At 76.6% G+C, this 20,290-nt stretch carries 18 protein-coding genes; 6 read left to right on the top strand and 12 right to left on the bottom strand.

Annotated elements, in window-relative coordinates:
• Positions 1–26: 26 nt before the first annotated feature.
• Positions 27–965: an RluA family pseudouridine synthase gene (locus tag ANAEK_RS01365; protein ID WP_012524353.1), complete on the bottom strand. Its 939-nt coding sequence runs from the start codon at positions 963–965 to the stop codon at positions 27–29.
• A 200-nt stretch (positions 966–1,165) separates the two neighbouring features.
• Here ANAEK_RS01365 and ANAEK_RS01360 point away from each other — a divergent pair, with 200 nt between their 5' ends.
• Positions 1,166–1,741 (top strand): fumarate hydratase C-terminal domain-containing protein, encoded by a 576-nt coding sequence (locus ANAEK_RS01360; RefSeq protein ID WP_012524352.1) that lies wholly within the window; start codon positions 1,166–1,168, stop codon positions 1,739–1,741.
• Here the strand turns inward: ANAEK_RS01360 and ANAEK_RS01355 are convergent.
• Positions 1,738–2,337 (bottom strand): hypothetical protein, encoded by a 600-nt coding sequence (locus ANAEK_RS01355; RefSeq protein WP_012524351.1) that lies wholly within the window; start codon positions 2,335–2,337, stop codon positions 1,738–1,740. The genes ANAEK_RS01360 and ANAEK_RS01355 overlap by 4 nt on opposite strands.
• Before the next feature lie 129 nt (positions 2,338–2,466).
• Between ANAEK_RS01355 and ANAEK_RS01350 the strand changes: the two genes are divergently transcribed.
• Complete coding sequence (locus tag ANAEK_RS01350; protein ID WP_012524350.1) at positions 2,467–2,778, top strand: hypothetical protein; 312 nt, start codon at positions 2,467–2,469, stop codon at positions 2,776–2,778.
• A gap of 27 nt (positions 2,779–2,805) precedes the next feature.
• Here ANAEK_RS01350 and ANAEK_RS01345 read toward each other — a convergent pair whose 3' ends face one another.
• The 5 genes from ANAEK_RS01345 to ANAEK_RS01325 form a co-directional block, all read right to left on the bottom strand.
• The gene (locus tag ANAEK_RS01345; RefSeq protein ID WP_012524349.1) at positions 2,806–3,318 is read right to left on the bottom strand and encodes a YhbY family RNA-binding protein; all 513 of its coding nucleotides are present in this window, start codon (positions 3,316–3,318) and stop codon (positions 2,806–2,808) included.
• 12 nt (positions 3,319–3,330) lie between these two features.
• On the bottom strand, positions 3,331–5,145 hold the full coding sequence (locus ANAEK_RS01340) for a J domain-containing protein (RefSeq protein WP_041454007.1): 1,815 nt from the start codon (positions 5,143–5,145) through the stop codon (positions 3,331–3,333).
• A 6-nt stretch (positions 5,146–5,151) separates the two neighbouring features.
• Positions 5,152–6,801 carry a methylmalonyl-CoA mutase gene (locus tag ANAEK_RS01335; protein WP_012524347.1) on the bottom strand — a complete coding sequence of 550 codons (1,650 nt, stop codon included), beginning with the start codon at positions 6,799–6,801 and terminating at the stop codon, positions 5,152–5,154.
• Between the two features lie 72 nt (positions 6,802–6,873).
• On the bottom strand, positions 6,874–7,386 hold the full coding sequence (locus ANAEK_RS23580; RefSeq protein ID WP_012524346.1) for an acetyl-CoA carboxylase biotin carboxyl carrier protein subunit: 513 nt from the start codon (positions 7,384–7,386) through the stop codon (positions 6,874–6,876).
• Positions 7,383–8,915, bottom strand: a complete 1,533-nt coding sequence (locus tag ANAEK_RS01325) for an acetyl/propionyl/methylcrotonyl-CoA carboxylase subunit alpha (RefSeq protein ID WP_012524345.1) — start codon at positions 8,913–8,915, stop codon at positions 7,383–7,385. Before ANAEK_RS01325 ends, ANAEK_RS23580 begins: the two co-directional genes overlap by 4 nt.
• A 215-nt stretch (positions 8,916–9,130) precedes the next feature.
• Here ANAEK_RS01325 and ANAEK_RS01320 point away from each other — a divergent pair, with 215 nt between their 5' ends.
• On the top strand, positions 9,131–10,348 hold the full coding sequence (locus ANAEK_RS01320) for a sensor histidine kinase KdpD (protein WP_012524344.1): 1,218 nt from the start codon (positions 9,131–9,133) through the stop codon (positions 10,346–10,348).
• Here the strand turns inward: ANAEK_RS01320 and ANAEK_RS01315 are convergent.
• From ANAEK_RS01315 to ANAEK_RS01305, 3 genes are all read right to left on the bottom strand, one after another.
• The gene (locus tag ANAEK_RS01315) at positions 10,308–10,835 is read right to left on the bottom strand and encodes a DUF2267 domain-containing protein (protein ID WP_012524343.1); all 528 of its coding nucleotides are present in this window, start codon (positions 10,833–10,835) and stop codon (positions 10,308–10,310) included. The two genes, ANAEK_RS01320 and ANAEK_RS01315, sit on opposite strands and share 41 nt — an antisense overlap.
• A 224-nt stretch (positions 10,836–11,059) precedes the next feature.
• Positions 11,060–11,794 carry a lysophospholipid acyltransferase family protein gene (locus ANAEK_RS01310; RefSeq protein ID WP_012524342.1) on the bottom strand — a complete coding sequence of 245 codons (735 nt, stop codon included), beginning with the start codon at positions 11,792–11,794 and terminating at the stop codon, positions 11,060–11,062.
• Between the two features lie 239 nt (positions 11,795–12,033).
• Positions 12,034–13,347: a hypothetical protein gene (locus ANAEK_RS01305; RefSeq protein WP_012524341.1), complete on the bottom strand. Its 1,314-nt coding sequence runs from the start codon at positions 13,345–13,347 to the stop codon at positions 12,034–12,036.
• Between the two features lie 237 nt (positions 13,348–13,584).
• On the opposite strand from ANAEK_RS01305, the gene ANAEK_RS01300 reads away from it, so the two are divergent.
• The 3 genes from ANAEK_RS01300 (at position 13,585) to ANAEK_RS01290 (ending at position 15,962) form a co-directional block, all read left to right on the top strand.
• Positions 13,585–14,760: a nitronate monooxygenase family protein gene (locus ANAEK_RS01300; RefSeq protein WP_012524340.1), complete on the top strand. Its 1,176-nt coding sequence runs from the start codon at positions 13,585–13,587 to the stop codon at positions 14,758–14,760.
• 151 nt (positions 14,761–14,911) lie between these two features.
• Positions 14,912–15,115, top strand: coding sequence for a cold-shock protein (locus tag ANAEK_RS01295; RefSeq protein ID WP_011419311.1), 204 nt, complete (start codon positions 14,912–14,914; stop codon positions 15,113–15,115).
• Positions 15,116–15,302: 187 nt separating this feature from the next.
• A complete protein-coding gene (locus ANAEK_RS01290) occupies positions 15,303–15,962 on the top strand; it encodes a DUF2231 domain-containing protein (protein WP_012524339.1) in 660 nt (219 codons plus the stop codon).
• Between the two features lie 94 nt (positions 15,963–16,056).
• Here the strand turns inward: ANAEK_RS01290 and ANAEK_RS01285 are convergent, their stop codons facing one another.
• Both ANAEK_RS01285 and ANAEK_RS01280 read right to left on the bottom strand, forming a co-directional pair.
• On the bottom strand, positions 16,057–17,616 hold the full coding sequence (locus ANAEK_RS01285) for an acyl-CoA carboxylase subunit beta (RefSeq protein ID WP_012524338.1): 1,560 nt from the start codon (positions 17,614–17,616) through the stop codon (positions 16,057–16,059).
• Between the two features lie 134 nt (positions 17,617–17,750).
• A complete protein-coding gene (locus tag ANAEK_RS01280) occupies positions 17,751–20,276 on the bottom strand; it encodes a HEAT repeat domain-containing protein (protein ID WP_012524337.1) in 2,526 nt (841 codons plus the stop codon).
• Positions 20,277–20,290: the final 14 nt, after the last annotated feature.

Below are 20,290 nucleotides of genomic sequence, written 5' to 3'. Positions count from 1 at the left end.
GGTGACCGCGGGTCGCGAGCGGTCGTTCAGCGGGCGGCCGGCAGCCGCGCCAGCACCGCCTCCAGCTCGGGCGGCAGCGGGCTCTCCACCGCCACCCGCCCGGCGCCGTCCGGATCGTCGAACGCGAGCCGCCAGGCGTGCAGGAACTGCCGCTCGAGGCCGGGCAGCCCGGCCGCGGCCCCCCCGTACAGCGCGTCGCCCGCCACCGGGTGGCCGAGCAGCGCCAGGTGCGCGCGGATCTGGTGCATCACCCCGGTGACGATGCGGACGCGCAGCAGCGTGTGGTCCGCGAAGCGCCGCTCCGGCTCGTAGTGGGTCTCGGCCGGGCGCGGGCGCAGGCCGCGCGCCTGGAGCCGCTCCTCCGCCTCGAGGTCGGGCGCCGGCACCACCCGGCCGCCGCGCTGCGCGAGCGGGACGGAGCAGACGCCGCCGGCCGGCAGCCGCCCCACCGCGAGCGCCAGGTAGACCTTGTCCACCGTGTGGGCGCCGAGCTGCGCGTGCAGCGCCTCCCAGGCCTCCGGATCCCGCGCGAACAGGACGCAGCCGCTCGTCTCGAGATCGAGCCGCTGCACCGCCCCGCCCTCGCGCGGCTCCGGCGACGCCTCGGCGCATTCGGGGTGGCGCGCCGCCACCGCGTTCGCGAGCGTGCCGCCCTCGCCGGGCGCGAGCGGGTGGACCGCCACGCCGGCGGGCTTCTCCACCACCAGGTAGCGCGGCCGCTCCAGGAGCACCGAGAGCGGCGCGTCCGGCTGGGGCTCGGGGGGCCCGGCGGGCACCTCCACGTCGAGCTCCACCAGCGCGCCCGGGGCGGCCGGGTCCGAGGCGCGGGCGCGGCGACCCCGCACGCGGACCTCCCCCAGCGCGAAGGCGCGCTTCACCGCGGCGCGGCCCAGGCCGAGGGCGTCGGCGAGCGCCCGATCGAGGCGACCGGAGGCGGTGAGCGGCAGGCGGATCTCGCGTCTCAAGCGACCCTCTCGTGCGGGGCGACGGGGCACCCTCGCCCCGCGCCGCCGGCGTCGCCACGTTGAAGGAAGGGGTGCGGCGCGGCGATGCCCCGCTTGGAGATACCGCCCCGCCGCGCCGGACGGCAAGGGCCTGGCGCGCCGCCGGCCGTTATGGAAGCCGCCCCGGCCCGGACGTCGGACCGACCGTGAAGGGAGCCCGGATGCCGAAGACGCTCACGCTGCCGGCCCTGCCGGAGGACGTGCGCGGGCTCGCCGCGGGCGACGAGGTGCTGCTCCGCGGCCGGATCGTCACCGGGCGCGAGGCGGCGCACCGCTACCTCGCGACGCACGACGACCCGCAGGTGCGGCGCTGGACCGAGGGCGCCGTCCTCTACCACTGCGGCCCGGTGGTCGCGCGCGCGCCGGGCGGCGGCTGGCGCTTCGTGGCGGCCGGGCCGAGCGCGTCGGGGCGCCAGGAGGCGTGGGAGGCGGAGGTGATCGCGCGGTACGGGCTGCGGGGCGTGCTCGGGAAGGGCGGCATGGGCCCGCGCACGCTGGAGGCGCTCCGCGCGCACGGCGCGGTGTACCTGCACGCGGCGGGCGGCCTGGCGGTGTCGCTGGCGCGCCACGTGACCCGGGTGCTGGACGTGGCCCGGCTCGACGCGCTGGGCGTCACCGAGGCCATCTGGCTGGCCGAGGTGGAGGACTTCCCGGCGGTGGTGACCATGGACGCGCACGGGGAGACGCTGCACGCGCGCGGCGCGGAGGCGCCGGAGACGACGCCCGCGCCCGGCTAGCCGGCCGACGGACCGCGGCGGCGCGCGCCCGAGCGCATGCGCACCAGCCCGTAGAAGAGCTGCTTCTCGGTGTAGAGCCGGCGCCCGGAGTACTCGCCGTCGCGGAAGGACCCGGGCCGCTCCAGCCACATCCGCGCGCGCACCACTCCTTGGTGGGCAAACGGCGCGACCACCTCCTCCGGCGCGCGCGCCAGGTAGGCGCGGAGCAGCGCGCGGACCTTGCGGTTGTAGCGGGCGCGCGGGAAGCGCGAGTGCCGGCGGCCGCGGTGCAGGGTGCCGTCGAAGCGGTTCGACGCGTGGTACAGCTCGTGGACGATCGTGCCGATCCGCTCCTCGGGCGTGGAGGCCAGGAACCACAGCGGCCGCAGCGTCACCACATACAGGATCTTCCGGCCCTTCACGCGCACCAGGGGCTTCACCGCCCCGCCCTCCCCGGCGCGGCGGCGCGTCGCGCCGAAGTGCGCCGGCCGGATGGTCGCCCGCGAGCTGCGCCGGGCCTCGCCGGCCACCACCAGCACGCGCGAGGCGCGCACGTGGCCGAGCTCGGGCACCCGGAGCGCCAGGTCGCGGATCAGCCGCTTCACGGCACGTGTCATGTTGACCCGGCGCACCACCGGGGAGCATGTCCGACCTTCGTCCACTGGACAAGCAGCGACCCGCTACCGCGGCCGTAACACGCACGGGCGTCTTGTCCCGTCCCCCGGGGGCTCGTAGCATGCGCCGCCATGTTCGCGCTCCTCGCGGCCGCAGCCCTCCTCCTCGCCGTCGCATCGTGGATCCGGTTCCGCCGCCTGGAGCAGGCGCTCGTCGGCGAGCTGGCGGGCCTGACCGCGCGGGTGAAGGACCTCGCCGAGCGCGTGGACGCCGCCGAGGCCGACGTGGGCCACGCGGTCACGCAGACGGAGATCGCGGAGAGCCTGCTGCTCGACAAGGGCATCGCCGAGCCCGAGGAGCTGGAGGCGCTGCGCCGCCGCGTGGACGAGGACGACGCGCCGGCGCCGGCGTACCAGCCCGAGCGCGACGGCGCGCTGCACTAGCCGCGCGCGCCGCGCGCGGACCGTCCGCTAGCGCTTGGTGCGCTTCGCGCGCGGGGCCGGCCGGCGCCCGGCGGGGCGCTGCCCCTTCGCCGGCGCGCGCCTCTCCCTCGCCGGCGCACGCTGTCCCCTCGCCGGCGCACGCTTCTCCTTCACCGGCGCGCGCCGTCCCTTCGCGGCCGCGCGCTTCGGCTCCGGGCGCTCCGCCCGCGCGCCCGCGGGCGCCGGCTCGTAGCGGGGCCGCTCCGGGTGGCGGCGGTACGCGAGCACGGTCCGGCCCAGCACCTGCGCGACCTGGACGTCCTCCGCGAGCAGCCGGTCCGCGATCTCGAGCCGGTCCTCGGGGCTCTCGGTGCCGACCTTCAGCTTGACCAGCTCGTGCGCGAGGAGCGCCTCGTCGAGCTGGCGGAGGACCGCCTCGGTGAGCCCCTCCTTGCCGACCTGGACCACCGGCGAGAGGTGGTGACCGGCGGCGCGCAGCGCGCGGCGCAGCGGGGAGGACGGCATGAGGGCGCGCTTCTTCGGGTTGGTGGGTGCGGGCATGGTCGTCGGGTCCTACTTGCGGAGGTACTTCAGCTCGCGGGCGAGGTCCGCGTTGTCCGGCGCGGCGGCGAGCCCGCGGCGCAGGTGGCGCTCGGCGATCGCGAGGTCGCCGAGCACCTTCGCCATCTGGCCGAGGAACAGGTAGCCCGGCGCGCAGCGGGGGTTCTTCTTGAGGCCCGCCTCGATGGCGGCGGCGCTCTGCGCCTGCTGGCGCTTCTTGTCGTCTGCCCGGAGGAAGTCGCACCAGGCCTTCCAGATGCCGAACTCCGGCTCCTCCGGGTTGAGCTGGAGCGCCTCCAGGAAGCGCGCGTGCGCCTCGTCGTAGCGGCGGGCCTTCACGAGCTGGGTCCCGGCCTGGAACAGGTTCTCGGCCTGGAGGATGCCCATCACGTCCACCTCGGGCGCCCCGCCGCTCCGCAGCTCCTCGAGGTACTGCGCGCGGCGGGCCTCGTCGCCGAGCTCGGCCCAGGCGGCGCTCACCCGCGCGAAGAGGTCGGCGCAGAGCTTCCGCACGTCCGCCGGCGCGTCGGAGGGGATGGCGTCGGGGTGGTACAGCTTCGCGAGCTGGAAGTAGGCGACCTTCACCTGCGCGGCGGGCGCGTCGCGCTTCACGCCCAGCACCTGGAAGTGATCGGACCCCTCCAGCGAGGCGAGCGTGGCCTTCAGCGCGGCCGGCTCGAGCGCGGTGGCGCGGCGCACCGGGGCCGAGGGCGGGCGCGCGGCCGCGGCGGGCGGAGCCGGCGGGTGAGACGCCGCCGGGGGGCGGGGCGCGGCCGCCGCGGGCACCGCGGGCGCGGCGCGGGGCACGGGCGTCGGCGCGGGCGTCGGCGCCGGCCGGGGGGTGGGCGTGGGCGTGGGCGCGCTCGTGGGCCCGCTCGCGGGCGCGCGGCCTCTCCTGGCGCCGAAGGCGAGCAGGTCGAGCTCCCCGAGCAGGAGCGACAGCCGCAGCACCGCCGCCGCGTCGGCGGGGCTCGCCGCCGCGATCTCGGCCGGGCTCCGCTCGCCGTCGAGCAGCGCCGCGGCGCGCGCCTCCTGCGGCGTGAGGCGCAGGTCCTCGATCCGGACCCGGCCGGCCATCCGCGAGGCGGCGCGCTCCTCGCGGTCGCCGAGCCGGCGCTTCACCGCGGCGAGCTCGAGCGCGCGGACGGCGGCGCAGAGCGCCGCGAACGGCGGGCCCAGCGGGAACCCGGAGGGCGGCGGCGCGACCCCCGGCTCCCAGGCCCAGGTGCCGTCCTCGACCGCGAGCGCACGGGCCACCAGCGCGAGCCCGTGCTCGGCGAGCAGCGCGGCCACGTCGCCGGGCGGGACGAGGCGCGCCCCCACCAGCGCCGCGGCGAGGTCGCCGCCGGCGGCGGCGCGGGCCGCCTCGGCCTGCACGAGCTGCTCGGGCCGGAGCACGCCCTTGCGCAGCAGGAAGCGGCCCAGATCGTCGGTGGGGTCGGAGGACGCGGCGTGCTCCACCGCGCCGCGGCGGAACACGAGCGCGTAGGAGCGGCCCGCGGGCGCGAGCGTGAGCCGGCCGCTCGCGCGCGTGGCGGCGGCGAGCCCGTACAGGCGCAGCGCGGAGTCGGCGGTGAGCGCGCCCTGGTGCGCGAGCCCGGCCGCGATGGCCGCGTCGGCGCCGACCTCGCGCGCCGCCAGGCCGTAGGTCGGCGCGGGCGGCGGCGGGGGCGGCGGCCGCGCGGCCGCCGGGGCGACCGCGCGCGGCATCACCGGCGGGCGGTAGCCGTCCGGAACGCGCTCCAGGCGCGGCGGGCCGGCCGGGGGCGCCGGCCGGGGTCGCGGGGGAGGCGTCTCGCCGGGGGGCTTCGGGGGTGCGTCGCTCACCGCGCGCTAGAGTACCACCGTCTCCCGGTACTCGCCGTAGACCTCGCGCAGCGCGTCGGAGATCTCCCCGAGCGTGCACTCGGCCTTCACGGCGGCGAGGATGAGCGGCATGAGGTTGTCGGTCCCGCGCGCGCCGGCCCGCACCGCGTCGAGCGCGCCGCGCGCGGCCGAGGCGCTGCGGGCGGCGCGGAGCGCCTTCAGCCGCTCCACCTGCTGCGCCTCCAGCGCCGGATCGACCTTCATCACCGGCACCGGCGGATCGTCCGACCGGAACGCGTTCACGCCGACGACCACCTGGTCCTTCGCCTCGACCTGGCGCTGCCAGGCGTAGGCGGCCTCCTGGATCTCGCGCTGCACGTAGCCCTTCGAGATGGCGTGGACCATGCCGCCCAGCTCGTCGATCTTCCGGATGTACTCCTGGGCGCGCCCCTCGATCTCGTCCGTCATGGCCTCGATGGCCCAGCTGCCGCCGAGCGGGTCGATGACGTCGGCGACGCCGGACTCGTTCGCGATGATCTGCTGGGTGCGGAGCGCGATGCGCACCGAGTCCTCGGTGGGCAGCCCGAGCGCCTCGTCGCGCGAGTTGGTGTGCAGCGACTGCGTGCCGCCCAGCACCGCCGCCAGCGCCTGGATGGTGACGCGAACGATGTTGTTGTCCGGCTGCTGCGCGGTGAGCATGGAGCCGGCGGTCTGGGTGTGGAACCGCAGCATCATCGAGCGCGGGTCCTTCGCCTTGAACCGCTCCTTCATGATGCGCGCCCAGAGCCGGCGCGCGGCGCGGAACTTCGCCACCTCCTCCAGCAGGTCGTTGTGGGCGTTGAAGAAGAAGGAGAGGCGGCCCGCGAACGCGTCCACGTCGAGGCCCGCCTTCACGGCCGCGTCCACGTACTGGATGCCGTCGGCGAGCGTGAACGCCACCTCCTGCACCGCGGTCGAGCCGGCCTCGCGGATGTGGTAGCCGGAGATGGAGATGGGGTTCCAGCGCGGCATCACCTTCGCGGTGTAGGCGAAGATGTCGGTGATGATCCGCAGCGACGGCTCCGGCGGGTAGATGTACGTCCCGCGCGCCGCGTACTCCTTCAGGATGTCGTTCTGGATGGTGCCCTGCAGCACCGCCGGCGCGGCCCCCTGCTTCTCGCCCACCGCCTGGTACATCGCGAGCAGCATCCCGGCGGTCGCGTTGATGGTCATCGAGGTGGAGACCTCGCCGAGCGGGATCCGGTCGAACAGCACCTCCATGTCGCGGATCGAGTCGATGGCGACGCCCACCTTGCCCACCTCGCCGCGCGCGCGGGGGTGGTCGGAGTCGCGGCCCATCTGCGTGGGCAGGTCGAACGCGACCGAGAGGCCGGTCTGGCCGGACTCGAGCAGGTAGCGGTAGCGCTTGTTCGACTCCTCGGCGGTGCCGAACCCGGCGTACTGCCGCATGGTCCAGAAGCGGCCGCGGTACATGGTGGGCTGCACGCCGCGGGTGAACGGGTACTCGCCGGGCAGGCCCAGCCGCTCGTCGAGGCCGGGGCGCACGTCGGCCGCGCCGTACACCGGCTCCTCCCGGATGCCGCTGCTCGTCTCGAAGCGCGGGCGCCGCTCGGGCCCCTTCTTCACCGCCTTCGCGTAGGTGCCCTCGAGCCACCGCTGCTTCTTCTCGTCCGCCATGTGTTCACCGTGGGTGGAGCACGGCGCGCCCGTCACGGGGGGCGCCGGTTGGGAGTGGGAGGCGCGGCGCCGCTACTCCACCGCGCAGAGCAACGCGCTGCCCTCGACCGCCTGGCCCTCGACGACGCGAACCTCGACCACCTTGCCGTCCTTCGGGCTCCTCATCTCGTTCTCCATCTTCATCGCCTCGACGACCACCAGCGGCTGGCCGGCCCGCACCGCGTCGCCCGGCGAGACCAGCACCTTCACCACCCGCCCCGGCATGGGCGCGGTCACCGCCCGCCGGCCCTCCACGCTCGCGCGCGGCGAGGCTCGGCGCATGCGCAGCTTCCGCTCGTCGAGCAGCTCGAGCGGGAACACCGAGCCGTCCACCTGCACGTGCACCTTCGCCCCGCGCTCGTCGAGCATGGCCGAGTAGCTGCGGGTGTCCACCAGCAGCGACAGCGTCCCGTAGTCGTGCGGGTACGCGTCCACCCGGTGCACCTCGTCGCCGATGCGCACCTCGTACTGCCCGGTGGCGAGCCGCGTCACCCCGAGCGTCACCTCGCGCTTGCCCCCGTCGAGCAGCGCCACGTAGGTCTTCATCGCCCGCCCCCGCGCAGCGCCCGCAGCCGGCCGGCGCGCGCCCAGCCGGAGCGCGCCGCCCCCTGCCCGGCCCGGGCCGCGTGCGCCTCGGCCGCGTCGCGCTCGCGCTTGAACGCGGCCACCGCCGCCGCGATCAGCGCCACCCGCTCCAGCGACGGGTCCGGCGGGCGGATGAGCGCCTTCGCGTTCCGCGCGCAGAAACCGGTGTCGTAGTCGCCGGAGCGGAACTCGGGGTGGTCGAGCGCGGCCGCCAGCCAGCCCAGGTTGGTGCCGATCCCGTGCACCACGTACTCGCCGAGCGCGCGGATGAGCCGGTCGATGGCCTGCGCGCGGGTCGGCGCCCAGGCGACCAGCTTCGAGATCATCGGGTCGTACCACTGCGGCACCACCCAGCCCGCGTACACGCCGGAGTCGTCGCGGATCCCCGGGCCGCCCGGCACGCGCAGGTAGGTGATCTTGCCCGGCTGCGGGAGGAACCCGCGGGCCGGGTCCTCGGCGTAGACGCGCGCCTCGATGGCGTGGCCGCGCCGCTGCACCTGCTCCTGCGCCAGGATCGGCGCGCCGCGCGCCACCTCGAGCTGCATCCGCACCAGGTCGAGCCCGGTGACCATCTCGGTGACCGGGTGCTCCACCTGGAGCCGGGTGTTCATCTCGAGGAAGTAGAAGTTGCGGTGCGCGTCCACCAGCAGCTCGACCGTGCCGGCGCCCACGTAGCCCACCGCGCGCGCGGCGCGGACGGCCACCTCGCCCATGGCCTCGCGCAGCCGGTCGTCGAGCACCGCGCTCGGCGTCTCCTCGATCACCTTCTGCTGGCGCCGCTGCACCGAGCACTCGCGCTCGCCCAGCCACACGCAGTTGCCGTGCTGGTCCGCGAAGATCTGGATCTCGACGTGGCGCGGCTTCTCCAGGAACTTCTCGAGGTAGAGCCGGTCGTCGCCGAACGCGGCGGTCGCCTCGCGCCGCGCCGACTGCCACAGCGCGGCGAAGTCCTCGGCGCGGTCGCACTTCTTCATGCCCTTGCCGCCGCCGCCGGCCGCCGCCTTGATCATCACCGGGAAGCCGATCCGCTCCGCGAACGCGCGCGCCTCGGCCTCCTCGGCGAACGGCTCCTCGGAGCCGGGCACCACCGGCACGCCGGCGGCGGCCATGTTGCGCCGGGCGGTGGTCTTCACGCCCATCGCGTCCATCGCCGCGGCGGGCGGGCCGACCAGCGCGATCCCGGCGCGGTCGAGCGCGCGGGCCAGCTCGGCGTTCTCGGAGAGGAAGCCGTAGCCGGGGTGGACCGCGTCGGCGCCGGTGCGCCGGCAGGCGTCCAGGATGCGCTCGATCGAGAGGTAGCTCTCGCGCGCCGGGGCGGGCCCGATGAACACCGCCTCGTCGGCCTTGCGGACGTGGAGCGCGCCGCGGTCCGCCTCGGAGTAGACCGCCACGGTGGGGATCCGCATCTCGCGGCAGGTGCGCATGACGCGCACCGCGATCTCGCCGCGGTTCGCGACCAGCACCTTCTCGATGGGTCTCGTCGGGCTCATGTGCGGAACGGTCGGGGCGGGCCGCGGCGGGGCCCCCGGCCGCCCCGGGGTCCGCCACGATAGCCGCCCGGACCTGCGCGGTAAAGCGCGGGGCCGCCGCCGGCCGGCCGCGTCGAGGCCTCCGCGCCATGGCACGCGGGGCGCCGGCGGCGCTGCCCCGATCGGCCTGTGCCGGGGGGTTCCGCGCCGGGCGATCCGCCCCCAGGATGCCCCTCATGGCCCCGCACGACGCGCCCGGTCAAGAGGCGGGCCAGGCGGCGCAGGCGCAGGGCCGGGTGGACCTGCTCCGCGCCCTCGACCGGCTGCTCGCGATCGAGCCCGAGGAGCACGCGCTGCGGCGGATCCTCTCGGCGCTCGCCGACGCGGTCCCCGCGGTCCACGCGGCGGTGCTGCTCGTGCCCGGCGACGAGGGGCGGCTCGCGATCGCGGCCGAGGTCGGGGGCGACGGCCGCCCGCCCCCGCCCGCCGACGGCGGCGCCGGGCTCGCGGCGGGTGCACCCTGGGTGCGCCACGATCCCGGCTGGCCGCTCGCGGCCGGCGCGCGCGCCGGCGCGGCCGCGCCTGCCGGCGGCGGCGCGCTGCTGGTGATGGGCACGCGCGGCGAGGGCGGGTTCGATCCCGAGGCGCTGGCGCTGCTCCGCGTGGCGGCGGACCGCGCCGGGCTGGCGCTGGAGCGCGGGCGGCTGCGCCGCGCGCACGAGTCGGCCGAGGAGGCGGCGCGGCGCGCGCTCGCGGAGGTGGACTCGCGCCGGCGGGCGGTGGACTACATCCTCGGCATCGTCGGGCACGACCTGCGCAACCCGCTCGGCGCCGTGCACATGTCCGCCGCGCTCCTGCAGAAGCGCGGCGGCCTGGAGGGCTGGCAGGCGCGCGCCATCGAGCGGATGCGCAGCTCGGCGGGGCGCATGGCGCGGATCATCGCCGACCTGCTCTCGTACACCCGCACCCGGCTCGGCAACGGCATGCCCATCGACCGCCGCCCGGCGCGGCTGGACGAGATCGCGCGCCGCCCGGTGGACGAGCTCGGCGCGGTGAACCCGGGCCGCGAGATCACGGTCGAGGTCCGGGGCGACGTGTCGGGCAGCTGGGACCCGGATCGCCTGGAGCAGGTGATCTCGAACCTGGTCTCGAACGCGGTGGACCATGGCGACCCCGCCTCGCCGGTGCGGGTGGAGCTGGTGGGCGAGCCGGACGCGTGCGTGCTCCGGGTGCGCAACACCGGACCGCCGGTGCCTCCCGAGGTGCTCGAGCACCTGTTCGAGCCGTTCTCGCGCCCGCCGGACGAGAAGAGCCGCAAGGGCTCGGGCCTGGGGCTCGGGCTCTACATCTCGCGCGAGATCGTGCGCGGCCACGGGGGAGAGATCTCGATTGCCTCCGACGGCGAGACGGTGATCACGGCTCGGCTTCCGCGATCGCAGAGCCCGGCTCCCTGACCCCGCGCCACAGGTCGGCGAGATCGGGCGGGAGCTGGCCCGCCACCTCGCGGGCGGCCGGGCCCATCACCTCGTGCGCCGCCGCGAGCACCGCGAGCACGTACGCGGCCGCGTGCCGGGGCGGGCGCTGCAGCAGCCGAGAGACCTCGCCCAGGTACTCGGCGCCGGTGGCCGCCTCGCGCACCGGGGCGTCGAGGTTCCACTCCGCCTCGCGGAGCTCGCGCGCGAAGCGGTGCGGCAGGTGCGCGAGGATCGCCGCGAGCGCAGGGCCCTCGAGCGCGCCGCGCACCGGGGCGAGCACCGCCAGCAGCACCTTGCGCGTCCGCGCCTCGGAGCCGAGCCGCGCCTCGAGCCGCTCCATCAGCTCGCCCTCGCCGCGCGCCGGGATCTCGACCCAGTCCGCGCGGCCGTCGAGCTCGTCCGGCCCGATCGCGCCGGGCGTGCGCGCGCCCACCCCGCCGGCCACCTCGTACGTGTGCGTGATCATCCCGGCAACATGCAGCCGGGATCGCGCGCGGGCACCGCCTGCGCGGGGGGCGGGCCGGGCGGGCGGCCTGGCGGTGGATGACGACCCGTGAATGCCCGCGAGCGCAGCGAGCCCGCCGGGGCGCTGCCGCGCGCGCGGCGAAACCGCCCGCGGCCGCGCAAGGGCCCCGGCGAGCAAGGTGGGGCCCCGCGGAGCTCCGCTCCGTGGGGCGGGGCGCAGCCCCGTCAGGGATCCGGCCGATGCTCCGGCGGCAGCGCGGCGGCGATGGCGTCGCGGACCGCCTCGCGGAGCGCGGCCGGGCCGTCGAACGCGGACGGATGGATCGGATCGAGCACGCGCACCTCGGCGCGCATGCGCTGGCGGAGCACCAGGCCGTGCTTGGGCAGCGCCTCGGACGTGCCGCTGACGGCGATGGGGATGACCGGCACGTTCGCGTCCACCGCCAGCCGGAACGCGCCGTCCTTGAACGCCTGCAGCCGGCCGTCCTGCGAGCGCGTGCCCTCGGGGAAGATCATCACCGGCGCGCCGCGCGCGAGGTGCGCCCGGCAGTGCGCCATCATGCGCCGCACCGACTCGCGGTCGCCGCGCCAGACCGGCACGCAGTCGTTGAGCCACATGTTCCAGCCCACGAACGGCACCCGGAACAGCTCGGCCTTCGACACCCACTTGAACGGCCGGAACAGCCCGTACAGCACCAGGATGTCGAGCATGGAGAGGTGGTTCGCGACCAGCACCGCCGCGCCGTTCCAGGGCAGCTTCTCGCGGCCGACCACGCGCGCGCGCCAGAGCGGGTTCACCACCACGTAGAACGATGCCCACGCGCACGACCAGAGCTGGAGCACCACGCGGCGCCGGTCGAACGGCGCGGTGAGCACGTACAGGACGAGCGCCACCGCGAACAGGAACGGCAGCGTGAGGACGAAGAAGATCCAGTAGACGAACGAGAAGACCGCCAGCATCGCGGGCGCATCCTCGCCCCGGAACGGCGATCCCGCAAGGGTATGCAGCGCGGGCGTCGCGAGCCGCCAGGGCGCCGCTCCGTGGGGCGGGGCGCAGCCCCGCGCGCGGCAAGGCCGCGCCCGCGGGGACCTCGTGCGTGCCCGCGAACGCGGGCGCGCGAGGTCACGGGTCCCGCGCAGCAGGGTGGGGCCCCGCGGAGCTCTGCTCCGTGGGGCGGGGCGCAGCCCCGCGGGAAAGCTCACGGCGCGATGTTCGCCGTCGGCGCCCGCCCCACGGCCTCGAGCACTCGGTACAGCCCGAACTTCGGCAGGTGCAGGTAGCCCGCCCAGGCGGCCGCCGCGAGCAGCCCGTCGGCGAGCCAGTCCGACAGCCACTCCGCCGCGAAGCGCGCGTCGCGCTGCTTCAGGCCGGCGCCGCTCTCGCGGGCCCAGCGGCGGTTGTAGCGCTCGTGGACGCCCACCGGCGGCGCGAGCACGAGCGGCAGGCCCAGCGCGCCGTAGAACGTGAGCTCGGAGGGCTTGGTCCAGAGCACGTCGGTGCGCGCGAGGAGCGCGTTGAAGCGCGCGTAGTACTCGCCGAACGAGGGCGCGCGCAGGATCTCCACCGCGCCGCCGAGGAGCGGCTCCACCCCCGCGCGCCGCACCGCCTCGCGGAAGCGCGCCTCCACCTCCGGGCGCGTTCCGGCCACGAGCGCGAGGCGCATCGCGCCCGACTCGAGCGCGGGGCGGAGGCCGGGCAGGAACGCGTCGGCCATGGCGGCCTGCGCCCCCGCGCCGCCCACCGCGAACGTGAGCTGCGCCGGCCTGCCCTCCTCCTCGCGCGGCAGCGCGCCCAGGAACACCGCCAGCTCCTCGGGCATGGAGCGGCGGAACTCGCCGGTGGGATCGAGGCGCACCAGGCGCGCGGCCAGGTTGCGCCTCAGCGCCGGCAGCGACGGCCCGCCCAGCAGCGCGTCCGGGAGCGGGAAGCCGGTGAAGGTGATGCGGTTCGCCGGCACCCCGTACGCGAGCAGCCGGCGCGCCGCGCGGCGGGTGGGGACGAGGTACTGGATGCGGGTGCGGGCGGGCTCGAGCGGCGCCCAGATGCGGTTCAGGTCGGTGTCGGTGGCGACGCAGTACACCCGCTCGACGCCGGCCCGGTCCGCGATGATGGCCGGCGAGTAGAACGTGGTGAGGAGCGGCGCGCCCTCGTCGCGGAGCCGCGCCACCAGGCCCGCGCCCAGGTCGCCCCGCGCCAGCCGCTCCAGCGCGCGCACGCCGCGGGTCGGCGCGGAGAGGTCGCGGCGCGGGTGGAGGCGCGGGATGTCGGTGATGGAGTCGAGCATCCAGCCGAGCGGTCGCCCGACGCCCGGCACCTGCGAGAGCCGCGAGATGGCCTCGTACCCCCGGCGCACGCGCTGCCAGAGCCGCTCCTCGTCCGGCCCGGCCACCGGGGCACGATCGACCTTCAGCACCTCGGTGCCGAGCGCGTCGGCGAGCGCGGTGGCGGCGCGGAGGTGGCCGTAGCCCATGTCCACGGCGACGACGATCGGGGCGGGGCTGGGGGCGGTCATGGCGCGGCGCGCCGAGCGTACCCCAGTTCGCCGCGGTGCGTGATCCGGTGGCACCGCGCCCGGGGCGCGACCGGCGGGTGCGCCCCGGGCGACCGATTCACCAATCGGCGATACGGAGCGTCCGAGCCGCACCGCGCCGGCGCGCCGCGTCGGCGGAGCGGTGACATGCGCGTGACACGGCGGGCGTAGCTTCCGGCTCCTTCGCGCCCTCCTCCCTCCGGGCGCGGTGGAGCCGACATGACCGCCGACGCGACCCCCGTTCACCCCGAGGAGACCCCCGCGCCGTTCCCTCGCCTCGACCGCGCGGCGATCGAGGCGCTGGTGCGCGCCGGGAAGCGCCTGCTGGTGCAGGGCGGCATGGGCATCCACGCCTCCGACGGCCTCGCCGGCAAGGTGGCGCGCCACCGCGGCGCGCGGCTGGTCGGCGTCGGCACCATCTCGGCGGTGCTGAAGACGCCGGAGCAGCTCCGCGGCGAGATCCGCCGCGCGCGGGCCGAGGCGCCGGGCGGCTTCGTGGGCGTGAACCTGATGGCGGCCATCAACAAGGACGACTTCGAGGCGCTCGCGCGCGTGTCGATCGAGGAGAAGGTGTCGTTCCTCGTGCAGGGCGCCGGCATCTCGCGCGAGATCGTGCGCTGGTGCCGCGAGGGCGGCGTGCCGTTCTGCGGCATCGTCTCCTCCGGCCGGCTCGCGGCCATGTACGAGAAGTGGGGCGCGGACTTCGTGGTGGCGGAGGGCGCCGAGGCGGGCGGCCACATCGGCGACATCGGCCACCCGCTGCCCATGCTGGTGGACGAGGTGATCGCGGCGACGTCGCTCCCGGTGATCGCGGCCGGCGGCGTGGACGCCGCGGACGTGTCGCGCTTCCTCGCGGCCGGCGCCGCCGGCGTGCAGATGGCGACCCGCTTCCTCGCCTGCTCGGACGGCGACGTCCACCCCGCCTTCAAGCAGATGCACCTCGCGAAGCGCGAGGACGACGTGGTGATCATCACGAGCTGCGTGAAGGGGATGAAGGCGCGCGCGGTGCGCAACGCGTTCACCGAGCGCCTCGCCCGCGGCGAGGCCGTGCCGCCGCGCTCCAAGCTCTGGTGGTTCGGCAAGGACGGCTACCGCGGGCGGCGGGGCGCCTGCATCCAGTGCCTGGGCGAGGGGCTCTGCAAGGCCCGCGCGTCCGGCTTCAAGGAGAGCTTCTGCATCACCGACGCGCTGCTCGAGGCGGCGGTGCACGGCGACACCGAGGCCGGGCTCTTCTACACGGGGCAGAGCATCACCCGGATCGGGGAACGCGACGCGTCGGACCTGCCCCGCGCTGCGGAGATCCTCACCGATCTCGAGCAGCGGCTTGCCGACGAGGCGCGGCCTTCCGACGCAGGGTCGCAGGCCGGGACGGCCGCGGTGGGCGCGGCCGCCTGAACGACCGGTCGACGTTCACTGTCAGGAACCCCCGGTCGGGACGACATCTCGACGGACGAATAATTTTCGGATACAGAAAATTTCGTCCACCGTCTGCTCGGTTGGATCGAACGTCATCCCCGGCGGGTCGAATCGAAGAAAAGAGAAGTGCATGGCGACCGGTACCGTGAAGTGGTTCAACGACGCGAAGGGCTTCGGCTTCATCACGCAGGACGACGGTGGTGAGGACGTCTTCTGCCACTACAGCGCGATCTCGGGCGACGGCTTCAAGAGCCTCGCCGAGGGGCAGAAGGTGGAGTTCGACGTGGTCAAGGGGCCGAAGGGCCTCCAGGCCGCGAACGTCCGCAAGGTGTAGTCGGACGCGCCCTCGCGGCGGACGGGCCCGGTCTCCTCGGCAGAGGGGCCGGGCCCGCGCCGTCTCTGGCGCAGCGTCGCGCCGGGCGGGCGCGCGCCGCGCAGGCCGCGGCGAGGACGAGGGAGAGGGCGCGCGTCGATTGCCCGCGCGCCGCCCCCGCCGCACCGTGCCGTCGGGAGGGTTCCCGATGCCGATGCGCACGCACGAGCTGCACCCCGCGATCGTCCACGCGCCGCTGGCGCTCCTGCCCGCCGCCGCCATCGCGGACCTCGTGGCGACCGCCCGGCCGCGCGATCGCGCGCTCGACGCGGTCGGGCGCACGCTGTGGTGGTCCGCGGCGGCGGGCGGCCTCGCCGCCGGGCTCGCCGGCATGGCCGCGTCGCAGGAGATCGAGGTGCGCGGCGAGCACGCCCGCGACGCGATGTTCCTGCACGGCATCGGCAACCTGGGCCTGGTGGTGGCCGCGTTCGGCGTGGCGGCCTGGCGCAGCCGGAACCGGGCCTGCCTCACCACGGCGCTCTCCGGGCTGGCGGCGTCCGCGGCCGCGACGTACACGGCGTATCTCGGCGGCGAGCTCGTGTACGGCCACGGCGCCGGCATCCGCGCCCTGGGCGGCGCCGCGAGCGAGGCGCCCGCGCTCTTCTCGGCCGCGGCGCCGGGCCGGCTGGCGCGCGACGCGGTCCGCGGCCTGCGCTGGCTGCTCTCGCGCGGCGCGCGGGCCGTCACCGGCCGCGAGCGGGTGGACCGCACCGCGCTCGGGCCGCTCGCCGAGGCGGGCACCGGCGCCGTGCCGCCGGCGCCGGGCGCGCGCACCGACGGGTCCGGGATGGGCGCCCCGCTCTCGTGAGCGCGGGTCCTCCGACGGGCGCGGGACGAGCGAATCCTTCGACCCGCTCACCCGGAGCGCCGGCGGTGCCGCAGGCGCCGCCGGCGTCGAAGGGCTAGAGCGGGATGTTCCCGTGCTTCTTCGCCGGGAGCTCCTGGCGCTTCGTGCGCAGCATCTCCAGCGCGCGGATCACCCGGGGCCGCGTGTCCTCGGGGCGGATCACCTCGTCCACGTAGCCGAGCTCGGCCGCCTTGTACGGGCTCGCGAAGCGGTCGCGGTACTCCTGCACAAGGCGCGCGCGCTCGGCGACCGGGTCCTTCGCCGCGAGCAGCTCCTTGCGGAAGATGACGTTCACCGCGCCCTCCGGCCCCATCACCGCGATCTCCGCGCCCGGCCAGGCCAGGTTCACGTCGGCGCGGATGTGCTTCGACGCCATCACGTCGTACGCGCCGCCGTACGCCTTGCGCGTGATGACGGTGATCTTGGGCACGGTGGCCTCGGCGTAGGCGTAGAGCAGCTTCGCGCCGTGCACGATGATCCCGTTCCACTCCTGGTCGGTGCCGGGCAGGAACCCGGGCACGTCCACGAACGTGAGCAGCGGGACGTTGAACGCGTCGCAGAAGCGCACGAAGCGCGCCGCCTTCACCGACGCGTCGATGTCGAGCACGCCGGCCAGCACCGCCGGCTGGTTCGCCACCACGCCCACCGGCCGCCCGTTCAGGCGCGCGAAGCCGATCACGATGTTGGGCGCGAACTGCTCGGCCACCTCGAAGAAGTGCCGGTCGTCGGCCACCGCGCGGACGACCTCCTTCATGTCGTAGGCCTTGCCCGGGTTCTCCGGCGCGATGGTCTTCAGCAGCTCGTCGCGGCGGCCCGGGTCGTCGGCGCAGGGCTGGACCGGCGGATCGTCCACGTTGTTGAGCGGCAGGAACGACAGCAGCTCGCGCACCGCGCGCAGCGCGGCCTCCTCGGTGTCGAGCGCGAAGTGCGCCACGCCGGAGCGCGCCGCGTGCGTGCGCGCGCCGCCCAGGTCCTCCTTCGTCACCTCGGCGTGCGTCACCGCCCGGATCACGTCCGGGCCGGTGATGAACATGTACGAGGTGTCCTTCACCATGAAGATGAAGTCGGTGATGGCCGGGCTGTAGACCGCGCCGCCGGCGCACGGCCCCATGATCACCGAGAGCTGCGGGATGACGCCGGAGGCGAGCGTGTTGCGCAGGAAGATCTCGGCGTAGCCCGCCAGCGACACCACGCCCTCCTGGATGCGCGCGCCGCCGGAGTCGTTCAGGCCGACCACCGGGCAGCCCACCTCCATGGCGCGGTCCATCACCTTGCAGATCTTCTCGGCCACCGCGCCGGAGATCGAGCCGCCGAAGACGGTGAAGTCCTGCGCGAACACGAAGACCTGCCGGCCCTCCACCAGGCCGTAGCCGGTGACCACGCCGTCGCCCAGCACCTTGTGCTCGGCCATCCCGAAGTCGGCGCAGCGGTGGGTCTTGAAGCGATCCATCTCCACGAACGTGCCCGGGTCGAGGAACGCGTCGATGCGCTCGCGGGCGGTGAGCTTGCCCTCGCGGTGCTGCCGCGCCACCCGCTCGTCCCCGCCGCCCTTCTCGGCCTCGGCGTCGAGCTGGTCGAGGAGGGCCCTGCGCGGATCGGGATCGGAATGGGGCATGTGCGCACCTCGCGCCGACGCGTCGGCCGGTGGTCTCGCCGTGGGGCTCGGAGGATAGGCGCCGCGATCCACGGGGCGCAAGGATTCGCGCGGCCGGGTCACGCCTGCGGGCGCGGCGCCAGGGCGGGGCTCGGCTAGAGCACCAGGCCGGAGCGCGCCCACCAGCCGGCCCAGAGCCGCGCGGCGGCCTCTCGCTCGGGGGCGGGCGCGTCCACCTGGTAGCTCACCGGCGGCGGGGCGGCGCGGGCCAGCTCCTCGGCGGCCGCGGCGCGCACGTCGCGCTCGGCGCTGGTGAGCCCGGAGAGCAGCCACTCCGCGCGACCGCGCCCGCGGTTCTGCTTCCACCAGGCGAGCCAGCGCCGGGCGTCGGTGCCGAGCCGCTGCAGGGTGATCTCGGCGAGCGCCGCGGCGGCCGCCTCGGCCGGCTCGCGCTCCGAGCTCTCCAGCACCTGGACCAGCAGCGGCACCGACTCCGCGTCGCGGATCGCGCCGAGCGCCCGCGCGGCGGACGTGGTCCGCGCGGCCACGCCGGAGAGCAGCGCGCGGCGGAGCTTCTCCGGGACCGCGCGCATCTCGGGGTGGCGGCGGTGCGCCGCGAGCGCGGCGATGGCGGCCCCGGCGACGCGCGGATCCGGATCGAGCACCCGCTCCGCCAGCGCCGGGAACGTGGACGGATCGCCGGCCGCGCCCAGCACCGTGGCCGCGATGCGCCGCCGGACCGGGTCGCGGTCGCGCAGCACCTCCACCATGGCCGGCACCGCGGCCGGTCCGAGCGCCGCGAGCGCCGCGGCGAGCGGGCCGAGCGCGGTGGGCGAGGCGCCGTCCTCGTCGGACTCGATCGGGCCGGGCAGGCGCGCCCACACCACCGGCAGCGCCGCCTCCGGGAACGCGGCCAGGCGGGCCAGCCCGGCGATCCGGTCGAGCGAGCCGGCGTCGGTCTCGAGCAGCGCGGTGACCTCCGCCTCCGGATCGAAGCGGACCGCGCCGGAGGGTGGCGCCGCCGCCCCGAGCTCCTCCTCGAAGAGATCGATGTCCACCTCGAGATCGGCGAGCGCCGCGGCGGGCTCGTGCGCCTGCCACGGCTCGCCGGTCGGCGCGGGGACGGGCGCCGGGGTGGGCCGGGCCGGCGCGGCCGGGGAGGCGGCGCGGGTCGGGGACGGCGCCGGGGCGGGCGCGGGCGCAGCCACCGGCGTCGGCGCGGCGGGGGCGGCCGCGGCGACCTCGCCCGCGCCGCCGACGCCGCTGCGGGCGCGCTTGCGCGCCTGGATGACGCGCTCGAGCGCCGGCGCGAGGCCTGCCAGGAACAGCACCAGGTCGGCGAGCCGGCGCGGCGAGACCGCCGACTTACCGTTGTCGGCGTAGAGCAGGCAGGCGGTGCGCTGGCGCAGCACCACCGGGTGGACGAGCACGGTGCGCGGGGTCCCGCGCCCCAGCCCGTCGAGGATGGCCCGGTTCCCCTCCGGCTCGGGCGAGATGGGCCCGAGGTGCGGCGCGTGGGTCTCGATGGCGGTGTGGAACACGCCCGGATCGCTGGTGTAGATCGCGACCGAGCGGCACAGCGCGCGCGCGTCCTCGCCCTCCTCCTCGCCGAGCGCGTCGTGCCCGGCCACCGCGTCGCGCGAGACCGCGAACACCGCCGCGAACGCGAAGAACTCGCGCGCGTAGCGCAGCACCACGCGCAGGACCTCGTCGCGCTCGCCCGCGGCGGCGAGCGCCGCCTGCGCCTGCGCCCGCGTCCAGCGGCCCTGGGCGCCGGGGGCGGGCGCCGGCGGGGGCGCGGCCGCCTCCCCCATGCGGCGCGGCGCCGGGCGCGAGGCCGGCTCCGCCGGCGGCTCGGCGCGCTCGACGCGAGCGGCCCCGGCAGCACTCGCGCGCCCCGCGCCCGTCGAGGGACGAGCGGCCGGCGCGGGATCGACGGCGTCGGCGGCCTCGGACGGCTCGGGCGCCGGGCTCGGGGGCGCGGCGTCCAGGAAGGAGAAGTCCGCCGACTCGAGCACCTGCGCCACCGCGGCCGCGAGCGGCTCGAGCTGCCCCGGCTCGTCGAAGCCGGCGGCCGCGGGCGCCGGGGGCGGCGGCGCGGGCGGCTCCGGATCGGCGACCGCGGCAGGCGGCGGCGCGCCCTCGTCCGGCGCCTCCGGCTCGGCGCCGGCCGGCTCCGGCGCGGCCGCCTCCGCGCCCGGCGCCGCGGCCGCGGCGCCGCCGGCGGCGAGCGCGGCGAGGCGCGGCGGGAGCGCGCCGCCGTACAGGCGGTGGATGAGCGCGCGCACACGCCACTCCGGCCCCACGTGCGGGGTGAGGTGCAGCGAGAGCATGAAGCTGATCTCGTCGAGGAGCGCCAGGTCCACCGGGTGGGTGGCGACGAGCGAGAGCTCGCGGCCGTCGAGCGCGAACGGCGCGAGGCCGTGGCGCTCGGCGACGCGCGAGGGGAACACCCGCCGCGCCCGCGCGTCGGACGCGTCCCACGCCCAGTCCGGCGCGGCCGGGAGGCCGCTCGCGCGCTCCAGCGCGCGCAGGACCACGTCCTCGCCGGCGAGGCCCAGCTCGAGCAGCGCGGTGTCGAGCGCGCCGCCGGCCTCGGCCTGGCGCGCGGCCGCGCGCTCCGCCGCGGCGGCGGGGATCGCGCCCTCCTCGACCAAGAGCTGCGCCAGGTCCCTCCGCACGGGACGGTTCTAGG

Origin of the sequence: Anaeromyxobacter sp. K, assembly GCF_000020805.1 — a bacterium.
Lineage (GTDB): Bacteria > Myxococcota > Myxococcia > Myxococcales > Anaeromyxobacteraceae > Anaeromyxobacter > Anaeromyxobacter dehalogenans.
This window is presented reverse-complemented; position numbering and strand designations above follow the sequence as displayed.

What these genes read in the sequence shown, in the direction of transcription:
- ANAEK_RS01360 (WP_012524352.1), top strand. Translation starts at nt 1,166, where the DNA reads ATGCCGAAGACGCTCACGCTGCCGGCCCTGCCGGAGGACGTGCGCGGG.
- ANAEK_RS01355 (WP_012524351.1), bottom strand. Translation starts at nt 2,337, where the DNA reads ATGACACGTGCCGTGAAGCGGCTGATCCGCGACCTGGCGCTCCGGGTG.
- ANAEK_RS01350 (WP_012524350.1), top strand. Translation starts at nt 2,467, where the DNA reads ATGTTCGCGCTCCTCGCGGCCGCAGCCCTCCTCCTCGCCGTCGCATCG.
- ANAEK_RS01345 (WP_012524349.1), bottom strand. Translation starts at nt 3,318, where the DNA reads ATGCCCGCACCCACCAACCCGAAGAAGCGCGCCCTCATGCCGTCCTCC.
- ANAEK_RS01335 (WP_012524347.1), bottom strand. Translation starts at nt 6,801, where the DNA reads ATGGCGGACGAGAAGAAGCAGCGGTGGCTCGAGGGCACCTACGCGAAG.
- ANAEK_RS23580 (WP_012524346.1), bottom strand. Translation starts at nt 7,386, where the DNA reads ATGAAGACCTACGTGGCGCTGCTCGACGGGGGCAAGCGCGAGGTGACG.
- ANAEK_RS01325 (WP_012524345.1), bottom strand. Translation starts at nt 8,915, where the DNA reads ATGAGCCCGACGAGACCCATCGAGAAGGTGCTGGTCGCGAACCGCGGC.
- ANAEK_RS01320 (WP_012524344.1), top strand. Translation starts at nt 9,131, where the DNA reads ATGGCCCCGCACGACGCGCCCGGTCAAGAGGCGGGCCAGGCGGCGCAG.
- ANAEK_RS01315 (WP_012524343.1), bottom strand. Translation starts at nt 10,835, where the DNA reads ATGATCACGCACACGTACGAGGTGGCCGGCGGGGTGGGCGCGCGCACG.
- ANAEK_RS01310 (WP_012524342.1), bottom strand. Translation starts at nt 11,794, where the DNA reads ATGCTGGCGGTCTTCTCGTTCGTCTACTGGATCTTCTTCGTCCTCACG.
- ANAEK_RS01305 (WP_012524341.1), bottom strand. Translation starts at nt 13,347, where the DNA reads ATGACCGCCCCCAGCCCCGCCCCGATCGTCGTCGCCGTGGACATGGGC.
- ANAEK_RS01300 (WP_012524340.1), top strand. Translation starts at nt 13,585, where the DNA reads ATGACCGCCGACGCGACCCCCGTTCACCCCGAGGAGACCCCCGCGCCG.
- ANAEK_RS01295 (WP_011419311.1), top strand. Translation starts at nt 14,912, where the DNA reads ATGGCGACCGGTACCGTGAAGTGGTTCAACGACGCGAAGGGCTTCGGC.
- ANAEK_RS01290 (WP_012524339.1), top strand. Translation starts at nt 15,303, where the DNA reads ATGCCGATGCGCACGCACGAGCTGCACCCCGCGATCGTCCACGCGCCG.
- ANAEK_RS01285 (WP_012524338.1), bottom strand. Translation starts at nt 17,616, where the DNA reads ATGCCCCATTCCGATCCCGATCCGCGCAGGGCCCTCCTCGACCAGCTC.